The following is a 20,132-nucleotide window of genomic DNA, read 5'->3' on the forward strand; positions in this document are numbered from 1 at the left end:
TATTGTGTATCAATTCAGTTCAGGATGCTGATTTAATCCAAAATCAAAATGAAGTCCAATTTCGTGTCCAATTAATTTGGGTTTATAGGGCTTTGATATATCCGTGCTGAATACGGGTGTGAAATATTCATCAACATGGATCGACGATAAATTCAACCATTGATTCGGCACGGTCGGCTACCACTATGGCTGCCTCTCGGGTTTGACCTTTAGTGACTACGAAACCAGTTCGCTGGAGAGAGTTTTCGAAGTCTCCCACCAAGTCACCGATGTTTTTGGTCAGCCCGATATCGAGAATGCCCTCGAGAAGCGCTGCTGCTTCCAGGTTGCGTACTCCTTTGAGGATACCTCTTGATGGGGTAAAAAAGCGGTAGACTGCACCATTATCTGTCAGTTCCGGTATTGTTACCTGCATACCGGTAAGAATACGAGCAGTCTGTACGGGTGCATTGAACCCGGATACAGCCTCAATGATCGTGTGGAATATGTGACCTCCACCCCCCCGTGCTCCCAACTCAACGAGTTTCGGTCCGTCGCTGGCTACAATAACTTCCGTATGCGCCATACCGATCTGAACACCTATCGCCTTTACTGCTGCTATGACAAGATTTCTCACCTGCTTAAGAATCACTCTGGAGAAAGCAGCGGGGTAATTAAGGCTTGTAGCAACTCGTGTTCGGAGGTCCGGTTTGGCCTTATCACTCATTGCCAGAATGGTGACCTCCCCGCCGTATGAGAACGATTCTATCGTCATCTCAATGCCTTCCACATATTCTTCCACGATAAAGCGGCCATTTCTCACATACGGCTGCGCAAACTGGTATGCCCATGCGATGTCATCTGGAGATCTCAGCACCGATACCCCGCGTCCACCACCTCCGCTTTCTGTAGGTTTGACGACGCAGGGAAATCCGATCTGTTCTGTCATCTCTTTCAGTTCTTCTAAGGTCTTAAATACTCTGTATTGTGGCTGTGCAAGCCCCTGTTTGCTCCATACATCACGCATGCGTCCCTTATCATTTGCTGCATCGACGGTTTCTATGGGGAGGCCTGCTAGACTCAGTTCTCCCGCCACGTAAGAGGCAGTTCGGGTGCCGAAGTCGTTGATCGCCATGATTCCGTCGGTATGGGTGCTACGTGCGATGGCACAGACCCCTTCAAGATCCATAATATCAACAGGATAAAACACATCTGCCAGTGCTCCACAGGGAGCTTGTGGATCACGGTCGACACAAATGGTGACAAAACCCGCATCTGCGAGTGTATGAAATACTTGCTTTGAGTACTGACCTCCACCTAGGATCATGATCTTCTTCATTATTTCTGCTCCTGGTACTTCTTCAGGCAGACTGTATCATAGGTGTTCCACTTTCGGCGGTCGATGCAGTCGAACCAGATATCTTCCTGCTCTTCAATCCAGTCGAGTTTTTCGAGGAAATCCCTATTGATCCTATCTTTTGGGATTATAACCACACCACTATCGTCGCAGATGGCAATAGCCCCATCATACCGTTTGCGTCGTTCAGCGATGATTGCTGGGTCCAGGTCGACTTCATTCTTACGGTTGAAGCAACCTATAGGTGTGCCTCCGGTGCACCATATTGGCCAGTTCTCTTTACGCAGATGGGGTATGTCTCGGAGATATCCCTGCACAACGATTGCCGCAACCTGCCGGTAGAGGATTAAATATTTTGAGACAATACTGCCAAAGATTGCACGACCGTTGCAGTCGAAGGGTTCTAAGAGGAGGACTTCCCCCTCTTCTACATCTATAATCTGTTCATGAAATTCCCAGTTACTTTCGTTCAATGCATACGTCCACCGAACGCGACCGACGCGGAAATGTCCGATGTTTAGTGGAACTACTCCCGGAATGTCTCCGCTCTTTCCCAGACAGTCGGCAACCTCTGTCGAAGAAATTCGATTTCGCTTAATTTTGCTGATGATCTGAACGGTATCGGTATCATATGTGGTCATTGAGCTCACCTTACTAGTAGATTATTGAATGCTAAGGTTAGGTGTCTTTTCTAAATTCCGGATCAATTTAATGTCGAGATCCATCGTTCATATCGTTGGGAAGGTGTTATCGTGATTAACAGGAGTGTCATGGTAGAGATAGAGAGCATATTCGTAAGGCATGTAGTCCTGCCTGAGGGTGAACCGTCGGGTAAGGTTGCGGATGTTCTGGACAAGTATGCAGGGATCGGTGTGGAACGCGATAGGGTTCTGAAAATCTACCCAAGAAGTCATGAAATCGACTCCAACTCCCAATGACGCAATGGCAAGCATCTTCTCTAGCGTTCGCATGATATATGCCCAGTTGTCTTCCTGTGTGAGTCGGAAGTTGAAGATCCCTGAAGCGATGACGTAATCGAACGGTTCATCAAAAATCTGTTCTTCAAAGTCTCCGACGAGCAGTTCTGCATCGGGAAACCGTTTTTTACCCTCTTCCACAAGGACTGAAACCAAATCGATACCTACATAGCGGCCTGTCCACCCTCTTGCCGTGAGAAAACCATAGAGGTCACCGAATCCGCATCCGACATCAAGCACGGACTTCCCTTGTAGATCACCGATCCCTGTCAGGACTGAGAACCGGAGTGCCTGCCTTCCTTGCTTTCCCCATCCAAGGGTTTGAGGGCTGTAACCAAATGTTTCATACCGTTCGGTGTAGCGCTGCCTGGTAACCCCGATGTCATCTACTTTCATAAATTAAACACCTCATGCGCATTACCTGAAAAGATCCGCTCCCGTTTCCTCTTGGGTAGAGGCTGCAGATATCTATTCCATAGGTTGTGATACGCCTTCATATCAACTTCCGGAAAATCAGTCCCGAAGATTACTTTCTGATCCAGTCTATCTAGCAGACAGCAGAAGTCATGGAGCAGATGGGTTCCCTCAGCTATCTTACCGAAATATGAGAGGTCGAGATAGACATTAGGGTTCGCTTTCGCAAGAGTGTAGGCATCAAGCAGGCGCGGCCAGCACGAATGGGCGAGGACAAAAGTGACATCGCAGTATGTCTTTGCGAGTTCGTCAAAAACACTAGGATCAAGGAGTCGCATTGGGATAGTTGGGCTCTGCATGATGGTATCAAAGATGACGGGTTTTCCCATACTGGAAGCCGTATCAAGGATCTCACAAACGGCCTGAGAAGTGGGATCAACTTGTTGAAGGGACGGGTGGACCTTCAACCCGGCGACCACATCCTCGTACCCTGTCAGGAGAGATAAGTTTGCTACATCAATCTGGGGTGCGACCGCGAATTTCTTCGGTTGCTTTTTAGCCAGATCAAGGCAGAAACGGATGTCATCTGTTGATACATGAGCGAATGGGATCAGGATTGCCTGTGTGATTCCGGCGTGCCTCATTTCATCTTTAAGTTTCCTTACCGATGCATCATACGGAGTATCAAACCAATGTCCAGATGCGGTTATGTGTACATGGCAATCTATGACTTCCAATAAATTTCTTCCTCCAATGATTTGGAATGTATACTGATTAATGCTTGTAGTGTCTCTGGATATAATTGAAACCAAATTTGGGCAATTTGAGCGTATCTTGTAACACTATTATTGAAGATTGGAGTTAACAAGAAAAATCTAATCTTCATCAAAATAAATATTCGATGTCTAAAGGCTTCAAAAATACTACATATAAGCGATTTCTTCAGATTTATGTTCGGTATGTACTCAGTTCAACATCAACATCATTCTTTGGCGCAAAATTGTTAACGTCCCATACAGTATTAATTTTTAATGAAATTAGTATTAAATTATTTAAACTGTTCGGTTTTCTCTCATTGTAGCACTAACTATATTTTTTAAATTCATTTTTTTAATTATAGTTTTGTTTTTGGATTAATACTGTTTACATTTGTATTTTTTTCTTTAAGATCTGTAATTCTCAACTTACTTGCCAATCATAAATTTTCAAACTCATGCTAGAATTTTACCTTTTTGACTTGTAATGAGGAACAGAGGCGTTGTATCCCGAAAATATTTCGTAGATTCAAATCTACTTGAATGTTCAATACATAATACCGCAGTATGTGACTACCGCAGTATGTGACACAAAAAGTAAAACGTTGAGTAAATTCCAATTCCATTTTGGTACTTGGAATAATCCTGTAATATGAAACAAATTTGAAGTTGAAGTAAAAATAATGGGTTACTTGTACAAGATAGCTTACCTCAAGTACTGTAGGTGCGACAGGAAGTTATGTCATAAATTGTGTTGTGCTGCCCTTTCCATGGGGGTAGCTATATTCTGAGATGTATCAGCAGTAATGCAAGTGTGCTGAGCTCTTAAGGAAATGTTAGGAAGCATGAATGTCTAATTCGGCATCGATTAGGGTAAAAATGTCACGAAGAAAAATATATGTTGAATCATTTTACTGGTCGTGACTTTCGACAAACTTATGGCTTCAAAAGGTCTGGCAGCCAAATTTTAAGCCACTTCTGAAAGAAATGCTCCCGAAGGGTTTTGAGTATCATGGGAACCAGAAGCTGAGGGCAGCTCACACAAAAACGCTTACATCATCGGAATAAGAAAAATTAACCTGGAGAGCTTGCTGCCAATTGTTCCAAAGTATGAATGGTGAAGCTCGTTAAGTCTTTTGGTCTGGCAAGTAGTTCGCATCTTAAAATAAATGTTCTATTCCAGGAGAGTTCCTGCTTTTTATTTATTTTTGTATTCTGAATAGTGAGTATCCGAGCAGGGTTCCACATGAATTGAAATGTATCCGTTTTTGCCGCAGACTTCTTTTAATCTGTCTTCAACATGCGTTGAAATTTCGTGTGCATCTACAATGTTCAGGTTTCTGTCTACCTCAATATGGACATCCGCAGCCACGGCGTTTCCTATCTTTCGGGTCTTAAGCTCATGAAAACCCAGCACACCATCCGTGGATTTCAGAATCTCCTCAATAGTTCTATAAGCCTCCGAGTCCAGGGAGGCTTCCAGCAGTTCGTTCAGGTTTTTGTAAGAGATCTCGAAGGCTACCTTGAAGATGAAGAAACTCAATATAACGGCAGCTATCGGGTCGAGTACCACCCACCTGCCTCCAAGCAGGATTGCACCCCCAATCCCTATCATGGTCCCTATGGAAGATAAGGCATCAGAACGGTGGTGCCAGGCATTTGCAGTAAGAGCATCACTCCTGAATTTTCTGGCATATACCATTGTATAACGGTACAGCCACTCTTTTATTACAATTGAAAGGACCGCTGCTGCAAGAGCGACTCTGCTAGGAGCCGGGAGTATTTCTCCGTGATAAAACGCGAGAACCTTCTGGAGTCCGCTCCAGAAAATCCCGACAGACACTGCGATAAGTACCAGTCCTATAAATGCAGCCGAGAGGGTTTCAATTTTCCCATGCCCGTAATTATGTGTGCTGTCCCCCGGTTTTCTGGCAATTTTCAAACCTGCTATTACTGCGATGTCGGTCATGAAGTCCGATGTGGAATGAATGGCGTCAGCAATCATTGCTGAACTGTTTCCCACTATCCCTGCAAAAAACTTAAACCCAGTAAGTAAAAGGTTTGAAGCCATTGCAACCTTTGTTACGTAAATTGCCTGTGAATACCGAAAATTTTCAAACTCCTCCGGGTGAGAGGGAGTTTCATTATCTGTATAATCAGTTCCTCTCATAATTTCTCAGGAAAGCCGTAATTTATTCGAATAATTTAAAATTCATACCCTTATTATTTCTATTAGACAGGAAAATATAGGTAAGTTATCAATAGATATAAATATTCTCTTCCTTCAGTTCCAGGATTTTCCATGTCCCTTGATACTACATTTCTATCAGATATTTGCTGTATACCTCTGGACAATTTCCTTTATTTCAGTCAAATACCCTGCTCTGTCGCGTCAACCCTCAATTTTCGGATCAAAATCTAATTGGACTATAATCTAATTGGACTATAACACCTGCGAAAAGTGGGAAAGATCCTGAGGACTTGTTCTCAAAAAGAGAAAGGAATGGGAAGCTTCTGACTCTTTAGATTTGAGGGTATTTTCCTTTGAATAGCTCAATAACGAGAGCGAGGACGCAAACATACCCCATGTGTTGCAGCGGGGTGCACCAACGCAACTTTTATTTCTTCAAACGATTTTTCCTTGAAATTTTTTCTTTTAAGTTTTAATTTAAAAGCTAATTCAAGGGCTAATTCAAAGGCTAATTCAAGGGCTAATTTAGAGGTTTGATTTTAACTTATTATCGAGCCTTATTGCCCCCCATGTCTGAATTTTCGTTCCATATCCTGTGCCCTCATTTCAAAAGTCTTTTCAGTTTTTTCCTTTCCCTCTCAAAGGTATTTTTTAAACCACTCCCTGGCTAAACGAGCAACTTCTTCCAGCGTTCCTGGCTCTTCAAAAAGATGTGTAGCTCCGGGAACAATCTTCAGTTCCTTCTCCGGCATGGTCGTTCTCTCTAATGCCCACCGGTTCAGGTCTATTACCTGAGTATCTTCTCCGCCTACAATAAGCAGTGTCGGTGCTTTTACATACATCATGGCGCTTTCAGCAAGGTCAGGCCGCCCTCCTCTCGAGACCACTGCTTTTACAGTTTCGGAATGCTCTTTTGCAGCTATGAGTGCGGCCGCAGCACCTGTACTGGAGCCAAAGTAACCTATGTTAAGCTCTTCTGTATCAGGGTTATGTAAAAGCCAGTTTGTCGTGTCAATAAGGCGTTTTGAAAGCAGGTCTATGTCAAAACGGAGATGGCGCGTTAGCATATCGACTCTCTCTTCTTCGACTGTCAGGAGATCAAACAAAAGGGTTCCAAGACCGCCTCTCTGAAGTTCTTTTGCAACGTACTGGTTGCGTGGGCTGTGGCGACTGCTCCCGCTTCCATGCACAAAAACAACAATCCCCCCGGATCCTTCAGGGATAGATAGAATTCCCTCAAGATATATTCCGTCAATAGGAATGCGGACTTCAACATCCCTTTTATCGGTATTCGATGGTATGTTCGTTCCCCCGGAAATATTTAACTTCGATGAAAATTCCTTGCTTTACGCAGCAGTTCGCATACTTCGTCGTCCGTAGTCTGGCTGAAATCCCCATATGAGGTTCCTACTGCATAAAATGGCTCCGGGGTGGCAGCGCAGATGACTTCATCAACTTTATCTTCAAAGAACCTGCACATGTCCGGGGAAGCCGTAGGGACTGCGACAACCAGTTTAGCTGGTTTTTTAGTTTTAAGGGCTTCAACTGCCGCATGCATTGTTGCTCCGGTCGCAAGCCCGTCGTCTATCAGGAGGACGGTCATGCCGCGTATATCCGTTTTGGGGTGACCCCCGTGATATTTACGCTCTCGGCGTTCAAGTTCCTTGAGTTCGTTTGCAGCTACCGTAGCAATTACTCTATCCGGTATCTGGAAAGACCTTACAATGTCTTCGTTCAAAACACGGATGTCGTCAGATGCAATTGCCCCCATTGCCAGTTCTTCATTTCCCGGAACTCCCAGCTTCCGTACTATGAAAACATCCATTTTTACATTCAGGGCTTTTGCAACTTCAAAAGCTACAGGGACTCCACCCCTCGGAAGTGCCAGTATCAGCACGTTCGGACGGTTTGAATATTTTGAAAGTTCTTTTGCCAGTATTTTCCCTGCATCTACTCTGTCTTTAAAGATTGCCATTATTCCCTTCAACCCCCTGTTGAAATGGATTAATCATAAGATGAATATTAACTTATAGTATCCATGTTTAAACTTTTAAATGTATGGAGTATTATAAATTAAAACTTAAACTTTTATTGAATATCTCAAGGTAGAGATAAACCGGTAACAATCGAGCCCTATGAAGTGATACTCTGGCTAGCCATAATTAGTGTACTTTACCTGATTAGCATCAGTAACTACCTGTTCTTCCATACTCTGGCAGAACTCTTCAGTGTGTATGTTGCATATGTGATATTTTTAATAGTGTGGAAATCAAGAAACCATCTGGAAAACCGGTACCTCATGTTTATATGAATTGCTTACTTTTTTAGGGGTTCTGGATCTATTATACACATTTTCTTATGAAGGAATGGAGGATTCCACTTCAAAACCGGGCAGATGTCCGGGCTGCCAGAATGGAAATTTTTTCCATTACATGCTTACGGTAACAGATAACGGAACAGGCTTTTTCAACCGAAGTAAATCGATATACACTCTTATGCTCGCTTTGAAATTTTTAGTATTAAATTATTTTTTTCTTGAAGGCAATTTTTTTGGTAATTAATTTAAAATAGTTAATAATATAATGTTATATTCGTGGAGTTAGGAAGTTAGTGGGTATGATAATATGTAAAGGACTGCCTGGAGATCATTGATCCTGTTCCGGATCAATACGCTTGGGGGAATATATCTTCGGAGCTGCCGTATCTGGGAATCCAGTAAAAGGGGTGTGGCACCTCCGGGCTTCTTCTTCTTACTCTGCTTTTCACTGTCCTTTTCTCTGTCCGTTATTTTATCACAGTGTGTAATGTCAGGGGTTTCCAGCTCTCTGGTATTTAGTACTTTGATGTAATTTTATGTGAGGTAGATCTTCATTTCCAGGTAATACATTCAAGGGGGGAAACTGCATATCTCATACTGGGGGAAACTCGTTTGAAGTAAGGCTTCATGAGGCAGCGGTCTTGATCGCGATAATAGGCCTGCCCTACTTAATTATCCCTGGAAACTACCTTCTTTCCCGTACTCTGGTAGAACTGTTCAGCGTCTATGTTGCATACGTAATATTTTTGATAGGGTGGAAATCAAGAGCTTACCTGGAAAACAGATATCTTATACCTATAGTTATACTCATAGGAGTTGCTTTTTTTTTAATCGGCAGCGTTGACTTTTTGCATGCCCTCACATTCAGGGTAATGGGGTTCTCCGAGGTTCCTGAAATTAACCTGCCTGATCAGTTCCGGATACTTGCAAGATACCTGGAAAGCCTTTCTTTTCTGGTTGCCCTACTGTTCTTAATACGTAACAGAGAACCCGAAAATAAAGAAGTTGAAAGGAGGTCTGGAAATTGCAGGGTACTCAAGCAAAGGGAAGAAGGCTTCAGGCAAAAAGCAATTTTTTTGGGGGATAAGTACGGCCATATATGCAGAATGATAGGAGTAAACAGGAATCTTAAGCCGAATAACAAAAGATTTGGGGATGATGAACATCAGGAAAATTCCCAGTCTTTTTTACAACACTTCCCGGGGATAGGGTTCCAGCTTGACGGAAACTTTTTCTTGGTATCCATACAGGGGACTGTCGAAGAAATGACAGGTTACAGGAAGGAGGATCTCCTTTCCGAAAAAGTTAGTTTGATGGAACTAATTGTACCTGAAGATCAGCATTTGATTATTGAAAACCAGCAGAAGTTGAAATCAAATCCTAAATTTGTAGCTGAGAATGAGTTTAGAATCCGCAAAAAAAATGGAGAACTAATATGGGCCCGGGAGATTACCCAGAGGATTCGGGGCAAGTCTGAAGGCTCAGGTAAATTCCAGGGGTTGGTCTATGACATCACTGAGCGTAAAATGGCTGAAGAAGCCCTCAAAAAAATAGACCGCGTTCGGATAAAAGAGGTCCACCACAGGATAAAGAATAATCTCCAGGTAATCTCTTCTCTGCTAAGTCTGCAGGCGGAAAAGTTCGAAGACAGGGAAGTGATTGAAGCGTTCAGGGAAAGCCAGAACCGGGTTGCATCCATAGCCATGATCCATGAAGAGCTTCATGGAGGAAAAAATCTGGATTCCCTTGATTTCGCGGACTACCTGCAGAAGCTGACTGCAGACCTTTTCAATTCATATCGTGTGGGCAAGGATGGGGTAAGCCTTAAACTTGACCTTGAAAAGGTTTATCTTGGCACGGATATTGCAATTCCTCTCGGGATTATTGTCAATGAGATGGTTTCAAATTCCCTGAAGCATGCTTTCTCAGATAAAAAAGAAGGAGAAATATGCATAAACCTGCGGAGTAACGAAGAGCCTCACTCCAGGGATGAACTTTCCGGTTCTAATTCGGAACATCCGGGGAATAATTGTTTCCATTATACTTTGACTGTTGCCGATAACGGAAGAGGAATCTCTGAAGAAGTAGACTTCCGAAATGCTGACTCTCTTGGGCTCCAGCTCATAACCATTCTTGTTGAGCAGATAGGCGGTTGTATAGAGCTTAGCAGAGACTACGGGACGGAGTTCGCCATCAAGTTCGGCAATTCCGGAAAATGCTCATGAATCTGGGGTTTACATATCTTTCTTGACCCGTACAGTGTCATTCAATGTATATGTCGTTCTGTCCCAGGGAGCCTTTTCTTCGGATATTAGATACTTCATTTCCACAGTGTTTTCTTCTGATCCTGAGATGCGTGGTGTTATAGGTATCAGCTTCTGTTTCCAGGGGCTTCTGGTTAATCTCGTCCCATTTTTATGAACATTTCTTTATTTTTTTCGGTTCAGATCCAAGATAACATTTATATCTATATATTAATGATTATCTCGGTACTATAATTATTTGAAATTTTCATACTAATGATTTCCCTAAAAAATGCTTATCTACGTTAGAAGGCGCAAACCAGATGAAACTGCAACTTGTTAACCTCCTTTTATTTTCCGATAAAAGGAAGAATTTTCTATTACTGCTGGCAGAAGGACCCAGAGATATTGATGGAATTCTTGATCTGCTGCAGGTATCGAGGATTTCCCTGCTCCCTCATATCAAAAAATTAAAAGAAGAAGGGTTAATCGTTCAGAATGGGGAAGTGTATAGCCTCTCAATCATAGGTGACATACTGGTTAAAAAAGCAAGATCTTTACTGGATGTGGCCAGTACGTTTGAGGAAAACGATTTTTTCTGGAGCAACAGGAAACTGGATTCCATTCCTTTTCATCTGTTAAAACGGATGGGAGACCTTAAAGGGAGCCAGCTCCTCGAACCCGAGCTCACTCACGGACTTGATTTGTTTCCTGAGCTGATCAATCATTTTATTGTCTCTTCAAAGGTTATGCTCCTTTTTTCTTATTTTAACCCTCATATTCCCTCTTTTTCCCTGGAACTCGCAAAAAGAGATATTCAGGTGCAGCTCATCTTTAGCAGGGATTCATTTGATAGGTTTTCGGGAGATTTTCGGAATACGGGGGAGAAAATCCTGGCGAAAAAAAATGCCTCTCTTTTTGTGTATGCCGGAGATCCACTTGAAATCCCCGCATTGATTGCGATTTCGGAAAGTGCTTTATTGCTCGGGTTCTTCAATAAGAATGGGAGGTTTGAAGGACAACACCTTCTCAATTTCGAACCCCGTGCTCTGAGCTGGGGAAAAGAACTCTTCGAATACTACATGGAGAGGTCAGAGAAAGTCTGTTCAATGGATTGTTCAGATCGCAGCTCTGATGGCCGGAAAGCTTTCAATGACCTGTAATAGGACCAAAAATAAATACAAGAATAAGATTCAAATTAAGGTGAGAACAGGACCGGAATATGGGCCTATATCCGGAACATGGAACCTTCAGTTTTAAATATCTTTTATTCCCGAAAGCTCTTACAGGGATCTAAATGAAACGAACCAAGGAATGGAAAGAAAAAAGGGCTGAATTCATTAAAGGTAAAACCTGTGCCTGGTGCGGTTCCGCTGAGCGCCTGTGTGTCCACACTCCCGGAGATTTTTCTCCGGCAGAGGTCCGTTCCGGGATTTACAGGCTTGCATATTCCAGATTCAGGGAAGTGTACAGGCAAAAGTACCAGAAATTCGAGCAGGTTCTTACCGGCAAACACCGCCATAAAAGTCATCCTACCTGGCACAAAGCCTCTACTGTGCACAAAGCCGAGCCTGACCATACCGGCCTTGAAGGGCAGTGTATCGAGGTGCTTGTTGAAGATAAGGAAGAAGGAAACTTCAAAAAGCTTTATCATGAATGGCTCGAAGAAAGTGGGATTGAAGAGCTGATTGAAGAAGAAACCCGAAAAGCCGAAGAAGAATACGCATCTTTTGAACATGCGATTGTGCTCTGCAATCGTTGCCATTTTGCAAGCCTGAGGGGCATGGAGCTCTGCCCGGTGTGCAAAAAAAAGTATAAGCCTTCAAGGTATGAGACCTGTTTTGACTGTTTGCCTGATGAGAAAAAGAACGAAGTTATGGCAAGACAAAAGGAAAAAGAGGATTTTCCGGAGAGTTTGGAGTAGTTTTCTGATAAATCATTTGCTGAAGGGCCATGGTTTAACTTTATGCCCCTCGAGGCATGAATCGGAAATCAGATTTTATCTGAAAAGAGCCCAACCGCTTCCTCCGCATGCCTTGCAGGTTCCTGTATCCAGGTTTCCGGACCCGCCGCAGAGAGGACATATTATTGCAGGCTGGGCAACGAGCACGTTCCCCTGTCCTCCGCAGGCTTCGCAGATTTTACCATCGGTATACCCGGCCCCGTTGCAAAGAGAGCACTTTTCCGGAGCATACTCTGTATCGCTATAAGTGTAAAGCATCCCATCACCTTCCTAATTTTCCAGCACAGGTGTAATTCCCAGACAAAAGATTCTTTAATACATATTTTCATCGTTCTGGATTAAAAAATCTTGCAAAAAGATAAAAAAGAAAGTCTTATAATATAATTGCCGAATTCCATTTGATATTTTTCCTCTTTCCATATAATCCCTTTCTAATATATTTTTCCTGAAGTTCAGGGAACCTGTAACATTTTGAACCTTTTTCTGGTTGAAAATTTTGTCTGTAAATACTCATTTTTTTCATTTACCTGCTTTCCGAATGCTTTAAACCGCAGCAGAAGGCATTCTATTCCATTCTGGTCATTTCTCAGTAAGGAGCTTCCTGGTCTAAAGAGAGCTTTGTAAAAAACATTTTTTTCCCGGGTTTTCTAGGTAACTTTTGTTGATATTTTCTTATGATTGTAACATAAAATAATATTTTTAGTGATTCCAGTAATTTTAAGTAACATTAAAAAAATAATAATCATCGGGGGAGAGGTCTTAAAGTTCTGTCCTGGGGGGACACGGACTTTAGAATACATGCCTCCTAATTTTGGGAGTTGAGACTATGGAAAGTAGAGATAACCCGCAATTTTTGTCGGCACACACCATAAAGAAAGATAATGTAGTCAACAGGGCGGGAGAGGATCTTGGGAAAATTGAAGAATTAATGATTGACCTTCAGGACGGAAGTATAGCGTATGCAGTGCTTTCTTTTGGCGGATTTCTGGGTATGGGTAATAAGCTTTTCGCACTTCCCTGGAAAACGCTGTCGTTGAAGGTACATGAGCATGCCTTCGTACTTAACGTCGACAAAGAAGTGCTGGAGCAGGCAGAAGGTTTTGATAAGGACAAATGGCCATTAACAGACCGGGAATGGCTCTCCAAGACGTACGCTTACTACGGATACGAACCTTACTGGCATCCCGGAGTGGCGGGACAGGTCGGAGTAAGGACAGAAAAGGCAGTAGCAGGTAAAGAAATTCCGGATTTTTTGTCATCAGGCACGATAAAAGGGGATAAAGTCATCAATAAGGCCGAAGAGCACCTCGGGAAAATCGAGGAGTTAATGATTGACCTTGAAAATGGTAGAGTCGCGTACGCAGTGCTTTCTTTTGGCGGGTTCCTGGGCATGGGTGACAAATTCTTTGCTATTCCCTGGCAGGCCCTTCAACTAAAAGTGCATAAACACGCCTTCGTACTTGATGTGCCTAAAGAAACCCTGGAAAAAGCAGAGGGCTTTGATAAAGATAACTGGCCTATAACTAACCGTGAGTGGCTTTCCACTATGTATGGCTACTACGGATACGAGCCATACTGGCAGTGGGAACGAGAACGAATCGAGAGCCGGCCAGGCAACATTTAATACCTTTTTAATTTTGCAAACAGATAAAAGCATCAGCCTTACCGGTAAATCGGGAGGTTGGGAAGAAATTGATCGGAGGAACGATTTTAATATTGTGAAGGGGACGCAGGCTTTAAAATGTACCTCCTCCGAACCAGGGAGTTGTGAACATGGCAGATGGAAATAATCCAGATTTTTTGTCAGTAAACACACTGAAAGGGGATAAGGTTGTCAACAGAGCAGGAGAGGATATTGGGAAGATTGAAGAACTAATGATTGACCTCCAGGACGGTAGAGTAGGATATGCTGTACTTTCGTTTGGGGGATTCCTGGGTATGAGCGATAAATTCTTTGCTATTCCTTGGCAGGCCCTCCAACTGAGAGTGCATGAGCATGCTTTCTTACTCGATATTCCTAAAGAAACTCTTGAAAACGCAGAGGGTTTCGACAAAGGTAACTGGCCTCTAACTACCCGGGAGGGACTCTCCGGAACCTACACTTACTACGGATGCCAGCCTTACTGGCAGTCTGGAGTGGCGGGACAAACTGGAAGAGTTTCAGGGAAGGTGGAACCGGAAAGGGAATCACGGATGGAAAGCACGGCAGCTAGCGAGGGTCCTGAATTTTTGTCAGCAAGCACGATAAAAGGGGACAAGATCATCAGTAGCACCGGGGAGGATATTGGGAAGATTGACGAATTGATGATTGATCTTGAAAATGGTAGAGTTGCATATGCTGCAGTCTCCCATGGCGGGTACCTGGGTGTAGGAAGCAAATTATTTGCTATTCCCTGGCAGGCTCTCCAACTGAAAATGCATGAACATGCTTTTGTTCTTGATATTTCTAAAGAGACTCTTGACAAGGAAGAAGGCTTTGATAAAGACAATTGGCCTTTAACTCGTGAGAGGCTCTCCAGAACCTACACCAACTATGGATACGAGCCTTACTGGCAGATCGTAGCTGCAGAACAACCGGAAGTTTCTACAGGAAAGATCAAGCAAGCCGGAGTTTCTGCAGGAGTCATTAGAAAGACAGAAACAAAGAGGACTGAAGTAGTAGAAACTGATGAAGAGATAAGGGTGCGTCAGGAAAGGGAAAGACTGGAAGGACTAAGAGGCACGCAGGAAGAGAAGTTATCGCAGCTAGAGAAACAGCAGATGGAAAAAGAGAAGCAAGCAAAGGCTGAGAGAGAAAGACTGGCTCAGCTGGAAAGGGAACGTATTGAGGCAGAAAGGCAGGCAGAGGCCGAGAGAGAGAGACTGGCTCAACTGGAAAGCGAGCTGCAAGAAGCAAGAAGGCAGGAAGAGACCGAACGAGTGACCAGGCTAGAGAATGAACTGAAGGAAGTACAGACACAGGAAGAGATTCGTAGGGATAGGCTGGTCCAACTGGAAAGAGAATGTACAGAGGCGAGAAAACAGGCAGAGGTGGAAAGAGAAGAGCTAGCTCAACTGGAAAGTGAGAGGACTGAAGTGGAGAGGCGGGCAGACGTCGAGAGAGAGAGGCTGGCCCAATTGGAAAGAGAGAGAACTGAAGTGGAGAGACGGGTGGAGGCTGCCGGTAAAAAGATCCCGGACTTTTTGTCAGCAAACACGATAAAAACGGACAGGGTTGTCAATACAGCTGGAGAAGACCTCGGAAGGATTGATGAATTAATGATTGATCTCGATAACGGTAGGGTAGCGTATGCAGTCCTTTCTTTTGGCGGATTCATGGGTATGAGCGATAAGCTGTTTGCTATTCCCTGGAATTTCCTTACATACAGAGAGCATGAACATGCTTTTACCCTTGATATCCCCAGGGACGTCCTGGAAAGTGCAGAAGGATTTGATAAGAATACCTGGCCTCTGACTCGTGAAGAACTCTCCGATACCTACACTTACTACGGGTACCAGCCCTACTGGCAGAGAGAATTGGCGGAACGAGCCGGAACTCCCGGGGGGACAGAATCGGAAATGATGACCCGGGCAGAAAGAAAGAGGCGCGAACAACTAAAAACCGCAGAAGAGATAATGGCGCAGCAGGATAAAGAAAGAATAGAAAAGCAGGAAGCAACAGAGACAGACAAAGAGAAAAAAGAGAGGTTAGAAAGAGAACGTGTGGTCGCAGAAAGGAGGGAACACAAATATCAGTAATTAACACAAATATCAGTAATTGATACATTGGAGAGTACCGTATTTCTCCCTGAGTTTATATTCTGCGTATCAAATTTTCAGTCCCTGTTAAAAGCTGTGCCAGCAGGGACTTTTTTATCTCCACCGCATTACTGGGGCAGAGTTCCCGGCAGCAGTAACACAGGATGCATTTTTCCGGATTTATCCTGTAAGTTCCGTTTTTTTGCCGTTCCACCGCCTTGGGAGAACAGTTTAAATAGCAGGTCCCGCATTGAGTGCATTTTCTCTGGTTGATCCTGGGATAAATGGTATAATATCTGCCGAGGCTGCGTTTAAGAAAAGCAGGGGTTGTACTGACCCCTCCGCTTGATGGCTTGAATTTCATTTTGACTTCTTTTAATGGCTTTCCGACTACCACAGGGCACTGGTTCCCGAAGCCTTTCTTCAGGGCTCCTGCTGTAGTGGGGATTTTGATAGGGTCAAAACCGATCATTTCCGCTGCAACAATATCCAGGGAAACACAGTCCCTGCTTGCCAGAATTACTCCTGAGTTCACAGGTTCTCCGTGGGAAGGCCCGTTTCCCTCCATGCCCCAGACTCCGTCCATGACTGAAAAAGCGGGTTTGACAACAGAGTAAACATCGGCAACAGCTTCGCCAAAAAGTTCCCTTTTTCCGAGGAGGTGCATTTCTTTCCGGCATTTCAGGGGCAGAGCTCCGAAGAAATTCTTGACCGCACCCGTGTAATACGTAAGCTCATGGGTTTTCAGTTTCGGAAGGGATATTATGACATCAGCCTCAAGGACAGGGTTTGCAATATATAATTTCCGGAACTGAAGCGGTTCCGGGACTTCTATCAGGGTAAAGCCTGCAGTTTCAAAATTCACTACCTTTGCTCCGGCTTTTCGGGCAGCTTCTTCTATACCCGAAGTCTCCAGGGCTATTGCTGTAGCCCCGGGTTTTGATATGCCGGCTCCGTCTCCAACTATCGGTTTCCCTCCTGCGGAGAGCACGAATTCACACATTGCTGCTACAACCGAAGGATGGGTAGTTGTGGCAGCTTCCGGAGGGCTGGCTGCAAGGATGTTTGGCTTGAGAAGTACGCTGTCTCCGGGATCAATTATGTCTTCAACGCTTCCCAGAAGGTCAAGAGCTCCCACTATTGCTTTTTTCGTATCCGAATAATCAGGACAGGGGACTATGGAGACTTTGTTCATTGCTAATAAATAAGTGGAAATAATTATTGAATTCTTTTCCGGTTTCAGTTTATTCTCAGGTTTTCGGTTTCTGGATCTCTCTTTATAAAGGGTTTACCTGTTTTTCAGGCCCATTATTGAGTCGATTTCTTCAGCTATGCTTTCCAGTTCGTCGAGTATCCTTTCCGAGTCCTTCCTCATCTCCTTTACTGCAGCTTTCAAGCTCCCTCCTCTCAGGTAAATCAGGCGTTTTTTCCTGTAAAGGAGCCCGGAGTCATTGAGGTTCCGGAGATGATGGTTGACTCTTGAAATTTTTATCTCAAGGTCTTCAGCCAGAGCTTCCGAGGAGCTTATCCTGTCGTTTGAGAGTTTTTCAAGCAGGCTGAAGATTATCCTGTTGGCTGTGTTTTCGGTATCTCTGCCTGAAGAAAAGCCAAAGCTGTCACAGAACCAAAACAGATCTTCTTCAAGGCTCTTGATCTGGGGTTTTTCAATGTTTCTGAGGATAATCTGCTGAACCATCTTTATATTATTTTAGAGATTCATGTATATATAATTTATTTTGATCTATCGATATCATGTAGATTTTTTTGAAATTATTCTTATTTTACTGACAAAACACCTCTCGTTTCCCGGTAATTTTTAAATATAAGTTCTACATTATATGCAGATAGTTGGGCGTTTTAAGTCCAATGCATTCATCAATTTCCATGCTGACCTGTACCAGTGAATGTTCAGCTAATATTGAAGTCACTTACGCATAAGGAGGAACAAAGAGTGATTATCAGACCTATTGGCGAACGAGTCTTACTCAAACACCAGAAGAAAGAAGAAGTGACTAAAGGCGGGATCTATATCCCGGAGTCTGCCCGGCAGGAGAAAAAAGAAGGAATCGTTCTATCTGTGGGGACTTTCGAAGACGGAAAGGAGCTCCCCCTGAAAAAGGGAGACCACGTAATTTACGGGGGGTACCAAGCTGATGAGATTGAGATCGATGACGAAAAATATATTTTTGTTGATTTCAAGGATATCCTGGCAACCGTTGTTGAAGAATAATTTTGAATGAGGCCGCTTCTGAAATACTACCTCAGGTATCTCGCAAAGGTCAGGTAAACCCTGATCCGGATAAATCATGAATCAATTCAGTAAGAATGTTTGATCATAATTCAGGTGAATACAGATGGCTTCAAAGCAGATAATGTTTGATGAGGGCGCAAGAAAAGCCCTCTTAACCGGTGTAGATAAAGTTGCAAATACTGTTAAGATCACCCTGGGCCCCAAAGGTCGCTACGTTGTGCTGGACAAAAGCACAAAACCCGTGGTCACAAATGATGGGGTCACCATTGCAAAAGAAATAGAGCTCCATGACAAGTTTGAAAATATGGGGGCAAAGCTTGTCAAGGAGGTTGCTTCCAAGACCCAGGACAACACAGGAGACGGGACCACTACCGCTACCCTCCTTGCCCAGAGCATGATCCGGGAAGGTCTGAAAAACATCAGTGCCGGGGCAAACCCTATTGAGGTCAAGAAAGGGATTGAGCTTGCAACGGAAAAGGTTGTGGGGTATCTCAAGAGCAAGAGTGTGGAAGTCAAGGGCAAGGACAAGATCGTACAGGTAGCTACCGTTTCCGCAAACAATGACGAGGAAATAGGCAACCTGATCGCCGATGCTATGGAAAGGGTAGGCTACAACGGGGTAATCACGGTTGAAGACTCAAAAACGATGGAAACCAGCCTTGATGTGGTTGAAGGTATGCAGTTTGACCGCGGCTTTGTTTCGCCCTACATGGCACTTGATACTGAAAAAATGACCTGTGAATTCGAAGACCCCTATATCCTGATTACGGACAAGAAGATCAACAGCATGAAGCAGATCGTGCCCGTGCTTGAGAAGGTCGCTTCCGAAGGCCGATCCCTCCTGATTATTGCTGAGGACGTCGACGGGGATGCCCAGGCAGCTCTGATCCTTAACATCATCCGCGGATCCCTGAGAGTCTGCGCTGTAAAAGCTCCGGGGTTCGGAAACGAGAGAAAGGAGATGCTCGAAGATATTGCCGTCCTGACCGGCGGGCAGGTAATCAGTGAAGAGAAAGGCATGAAACTTGAGGAATTCAGTGATTACATGCTCGGGAGTGCCAGGAAGGTTACGGTTGACAACAATAAAACCATAATCGTGGAAGGCAGGGGCGATAAGGCAAAGATTGAGGACAGAGTCAGGATCATCGAAGCCCAGGTCAATATTGCCGAAGCCGACTATCAAAAGACAGGACTTAAAAAGCGCCAGGCAAAGCTTGGAGGTGGCGTTGCGGTAATCAAAGTAGGTGCTGCAACTGAAACCGAGCTCAAGGAAAAGAAGATGAGGATCGATGATGCCCTGAATGCTACAAAAGCCGCAGTTGAAGAAGGTGTGGTTACGGGTGGAGGAGTCAGCCTTTTCCGGGCAGCTGCAGTCCTTGATGACCTCGGCCTTGAAGGCGACAGGCAGGTGGGCGTAAAGATCGTCCGGAGGTCCATAGAAGATCCTGTCCGCCAGATAGCTGCAAACGCAGGCAGGGAAGGCGCCGAAGTTGTGGCAACCATAAGGGCCGAGTCCGGTGAGTGCTTCGGGTACAATGCAAAGGGCGACGTCTTTGAAGACCTCTTCGAAGCCGGCGTAATCGACCCGACAAAAGTGGTAAGAAGCGGGCTCCAGAATGCCGCCTCAATCGCAGGTATGGTGCTCACGACGGAAGCTCTTGTGACCGATTTTGACGAAGAAAAGGACGACAAGACAGCTGCAATCATTATCTGATTGCAGTATTTTTCTCATTTCCTTTTCTCTCTATTTTTTCTTTCCTATCCTTTTTTCCCTAATAAGGGCCGAAAACCTTTTTCTGTTATTGGCACATCATGTTTGTAAAAATATAATTCTCGATATCTATAACTACAGATCTATAGTTAATCTGTTCGACTCTCCTCTGGTCATTCATAGCCGCTCATAAACTCCTATCATCCACCAGTTTATTAAAAACGCTTCCTGCCAGA

At 44.1% G+C, this 20,132-nt stretch carries 19 protein-coding genes; 8 read left to right on the forward strand and 11 right to left on the reverse strand.

Features of this window, described 5'->3' with window-relative positions; translation table 11 throughout:
* Positions 1 to 130: 130 nt before the first annotated feature.
* The 7 genes from MSSIT_RS02855 to MSSIT_RS02885 form a co-directional block, all read right to left on the reverse strand.
* A complete protein-coding gene (locus tag MSSIT_RS02855) occupies positions 131 to 1,318 on the reverse strand; it encodes an ATP-grasp domain-containing protein (RefSeq protein ID WP_048169830.1) in 1,188 nt (395 codons plus the stop codon).
* On the reverse strand, positions 1,318 to 1,977 hold the full coding sequence (locus MSSIT_RS02860) for an RraA family protein (RefSeq protein ID WP_048169832.1): 660 nt from the start codon (positions 1,975 to 1,977) through the stop codon (positions 1,318 to 1,320). The genes MSSIT_RS02855 and MSSIT_RS02860 overlap by 1 nt, the downstream gene beginning before the upstream one ends.
* An 87-nt stretch (positions 1,978 to 2,064) precedes the next feature.
* Complete coding sequence (locus tag MSSIT_RS02865; protein WP_048169835.1) at positions 2,065 to 2,709, reverse strand: class I SAM-dependent methyltransferase; 645 nt, start codon at positions 2,707 to 2,709, stop codon at positions 2,065 to 2,067.
* Entirely contained in the window at positions 2,706 to 3,464 is a 759-nt protein-coding gene (locus MSSIT_RS02870; protein WP_048169837.1) for an amidohydrolase family protein, read from the reverse strand. The genes MSSIT_RS02865 and MSSIT_RS02870 overlap by 4 nt, the downstream gene beginning before the upstream one ends.
* 1,216 nt (positions 3,465 to 4,680) lie before the next feature.
* Positions 4,681 to 5,652, reverse strand: coding sequence for a cation diffusion facilitator family transporter (locus MSSIT_RS02875; protein WP_048169839.1), 972 nt, complete (start codon positions 5,650 to 5,652; stop codon positions 4,681 to 4,683).
* Positions 5,653 to 6,311: 659 nt separating this feature from the next.
* The gene (locus tag MSSIT_RS02880) at positions 6,312 to 6,863 is read right to left on the reverse strand and encodes a dienelactone hydrolase family protein (protein WP_231590389.1); all 552 of its coding nucleotides are present in this window, start codon (positions 6,861 to 6,863) and stop codon (positions 6,312 to 6,314) included.
* A gap of 131 nt (positions 6,864 to 6,994) precedes the next feature.
* The gene (locus MSSIT_RS02885) at positions 6,995 to 7,648 is read right to left on the reverse strand and encodes a phosphoribosyltransferase (RefSeq protein WP_048169844.1); all 654 of its coding nucleotides are present in this window, start codon (positions 7,646 to 7,648) and stop codon (positions 6,995 to 6,997) included.
* 165 nt (positions 7,649 to 7,813) lie between these two features.
* Here MSSIT_RS02885 and MSSIT_RS25475 point away from each other — a divergent pair, with 165 nt between their 5' ends.
* The 4 genes from MSSIT_RS25475 (at position 7,814) to MSSIT_RS02905 (ending at position 12,157) form a co-directional block, all read left to right on the forward strand.
* Entirely contained in the window at positions 7,814 to 7,984 is a 171-nt protein-coding gene (locus tag MSSIT_RS25475; RefSeq protein WP_315968694.1) for an MASE3 domain-containing protein, read from the forward strand.
* A 647-nt stretch (positions 7,985 to 8,631) separates the two neighbouring features.
* Positions 8,632 to 10,215: a sensor histidine kinase gene (locus MSSIT_RS02895; protein ID WP_048169847.1), complete on the forward strand. Its 1,584-nt coding sequence runs from the start codon at positions 8,632 to 8,634 to the stop codon at positions 10,213 to 10,215.
* 341 nt (positions 10,216 to 10,556) lie between these two features.
* Positions 10,557 to 11,396 carry a helix-turn-helix transcriptional regulator gene (locus tag MSSIT_RS02900; protein ID WP_048169850.1) on the forward strand — a complete coding sequence of 280 codons (840 nt, stop codon included), beginning with the start codon at positions 10,557 to 10,559 and terminating at the stop codon, positions 11,394 to 11,396.
* Between the two features lie 134 nt (positions 11,397 to 11,530).
* On the forward strand, positions 11,531 to 12,157 hold the full coding sequence (locus MSSIT_RS02905) for a hypothetical protein (RefSeq protein WP_048169852.1): 627 nt from the start codon (positions 11,531 to 11,533) through the stop codon (positions 12,155 to 12,157).
* A 75-nt stretch (positions 12,158 to 12,232) separates the two neighbouring features.
* Here MSSIT_RS02905 and MSSIT_RS02910 read toward each other — a convergent pair whose 3' ends face one another.
* Both MSSIT_RS02910 and MSSIT_RS22795 read right to left on the reverse strand, forming a co-directional pair.
* The gene (locus MSSIT_RS02910; RefSeq protein WP_048169855.1) at positions 12,233 to 12,454 is read right to left on the reverse strand and encodes a transcriptional regulator; all 222 of its coding nucleotides are present in this window, start codon (positions 12,452 to 12,454) and stop codon (positions 12,233 to 12,235) included.
* A gap of 115 nt (positions 12,455 to 12,569) precedes the next feature.
* A complete protein-coding gene (locus MSSIT_RS22795) occupies positions 12,570 to 12,719 on the reverse strand; it encodes a hypothetical protein (RefSeq protein WP_156158778.1) in 150 nt (49 codons plus the stop codon).
* A 303-nt stretch (positions 12,720 to 13,022) separates the two neighbouring features.
* Between MSSIT_RS22795 and MSSIT_RS02915 the strand changes: the two genes are divergently transcribed.
* Positions 13,023 to 13,820: a PRC-barrel domain-containing protein gene (locus MSSIT_RS02915; protein WP_048174468.1), complete on the forward strand. Its 798-nt coding sequence runs from the start codon at positions 13,023 to 13,025 to the stop codon at positions 13,818 to 13,820.
* A gap of 149 nt (positions 13,821 to 13,969) precedes the next feature.
* On the forward strand, positions 13,970 to 15,934 hold the full coding sequence (locus MSSIT_RS02920; RefSeq protein WP_048169858.1) for a PRC-barrel domain-containing protein: 1,965 nt from the start codon (positions 13,970 to 13,972) through the stop codon (positions 15,932 to 15,934).
* Positions 15,935 to 15,989: 55 nt separating this feature from the next.
* On the opposite strand, the gene MSSIT_RS02925 is transcribed toward MSSIT_RS02920, so the two are convergent.
* Complete coding sequence (locus MSSIT_RS02925; RefSeq protein WP_048169859.1) at positions 15,990 to 17,129, reverse strand: DUF362 domain-containing protein; 1,140 nt, start codon at positions 17,127 to 17,129, stop codon at positions 15,990 to 15,992.
* Positions 17,130 to 17,222: 93 nt separating this feature from the next.
* Positions 17,223 to 17,630 (reverse strand): protein kinase family protein, encoded by a 408-nt coding sequence (locus MSSIT_RS02930; protein WP_048169861.1) that lies wholly within the window; start codon positions 17,628 to 17,630, stop codon positions 17,223 to 17,225.
* A gap of 255 nt (positions 17,631 to 17,885) precedes the next feature.
* Between MSSIT_RS02930 and groES the strand changes: the two genes are divergently transcribed.
* Positions 17,886 to 18,164, forward strand: a complete 279-nt coding sequence (groES, locus tag MSSIT_RS02935; protein ID WP_048169863.1) for a co-chaperone GroES — start codon at positions 17,886 to 17,888, stop codon at positions 18,162 to 18,164.
* Positions 18,165 to 18,288: 124 nt separating this feature from the next.
* Complete coding sequence (gene groL, locus MSSIT_RS02940) at positions 18,289 to 19,899, forward strand: chaperonin GroEL (RefSeq protein WP_048169865.1); 1,611 nt, start codon at positions 18,289 to 18,291, stop codon at positions 19,897 to 19,899.
* Positions 19,900 to 20,132: the final 233 nt, after the last annotated feature.

The sequence above is a fragment of the Methanosarcina siciliae T4/M genome (assembly GCF_000970085.1).
Classification (GTDB): domain Archaea; phylum Halobacteriota; class Methanosarcinia; order Methanosarcinales; family Methanosarcinaceae; genus Methanosarcina; species Methanosarcina siciliae.

What these genes read in the sequence shown, in the direction of transcription:
- MSSIT_RS02855 (WP_048169830.1), bottom strand. Translation starts at nt 1,318, where the DNA reads ATGAAGAAGATCATGATCCTAGGTGGAGGTCAGTACTCAAAGCAAGTA.
- MSSIT_RS02860 (WP_048169832.1), bottom strand. Translation starts at nt 1,977, where the DNA reads ATGACCACATATGATACCGATACCGTTCAGATCATCAGCAAAATTAAG.
- MSSIT_RS02865 (WP_048169835.1), bottom strand. Translation starts at nt 2,709, where the DNA reads ATGAAAGTAGATGACATCGGGGTTACCAGGCAGCGCTACACCGAACGG.
- MSSIT_RS02875 (WP_048169839.1), bottom strand. Translation starts at nt 5,652, where the DNA reads ATGAGAGGAACTGATTATACAGATAATGAAACTCCCTCTCACCCGGAG.
- MSSIT_RS02885 (WP_048169844.1), bottom strand. Translation starts at nt 7,648, where the DNA reads ATGGCAATCTTTAAAGACAGAGTAGATGCAGGGAAAATACTGGCAAAA.
- MSSIT_RS02900 (WP_048169850.1), top strand. Translation starts at nt 10,557, where the DNA reads ATGAAACTGCAACTTGTTAACCTCCTTTTATTTTCCGATAAAAGGAAG.
- MSSIT_RS02905 (WP_048169852.1), top strand. Translation starts at nt 11,531, where the DNA reads ATGAAACGAACCAAGGAATGGAAAGAAAAAAGGGCTGAATTCATTAAA.
- MSSIT_RS02910 (WP_048169855.1), bottom strand. Translation starts at nt 12,454, where the DNA reads ATGCTTTACACTTATAGCGATACAGAGTATGCTCCGGAAAAGTGCTCT.
- MSSIT_RS22795 (WP_156158778.1), bottom strand. Translation starts at nt 12,719, where the DNA reads ATGAAAAAAATGAGTATTTACAGACAAAATTTTCAACCAGAAAAAGGT.
- MSSIT_RS02915 (WP_048174468.1), top strand. Translation starts at nt 13,023, where the DNA reads ATGGAAAGTAGAGATAACCCGCAATTTTTGTCGGCACACACCATAAAG.
- MSSIT_RS02920 (WP_048169858.1), top strand. Translation starts at nt 13,970, where the DNA reads ATGGCAGATGGAAATAATCCAGATTTTTTGTCAGTAAACACACTGAAA.
- MSSIT_RS02925 (WP_048169859.1), bottom strand. Translation starts at nt 17,129, where the DNA reads ATGAACAAAGTCTCCATAGTCCCCTGTCCTGATTATTCGGATACGAAA.
- MSSIT_RS02930 (WP_048169861.1), bottom strand. Translation starts at nt 17,630, where the DNA reads ATGGTTCAGCAGATTATCCTCAGAAACATTGAAAAACCCCAGATCAAG.
- groL (WP_048169865.1), top strand. Translation starts at nt 18,289, where the DNA reads ATGGCTTCAAAGCAGATAATGTTTGATGAGGGCGCAAGAAAAGCCCTC.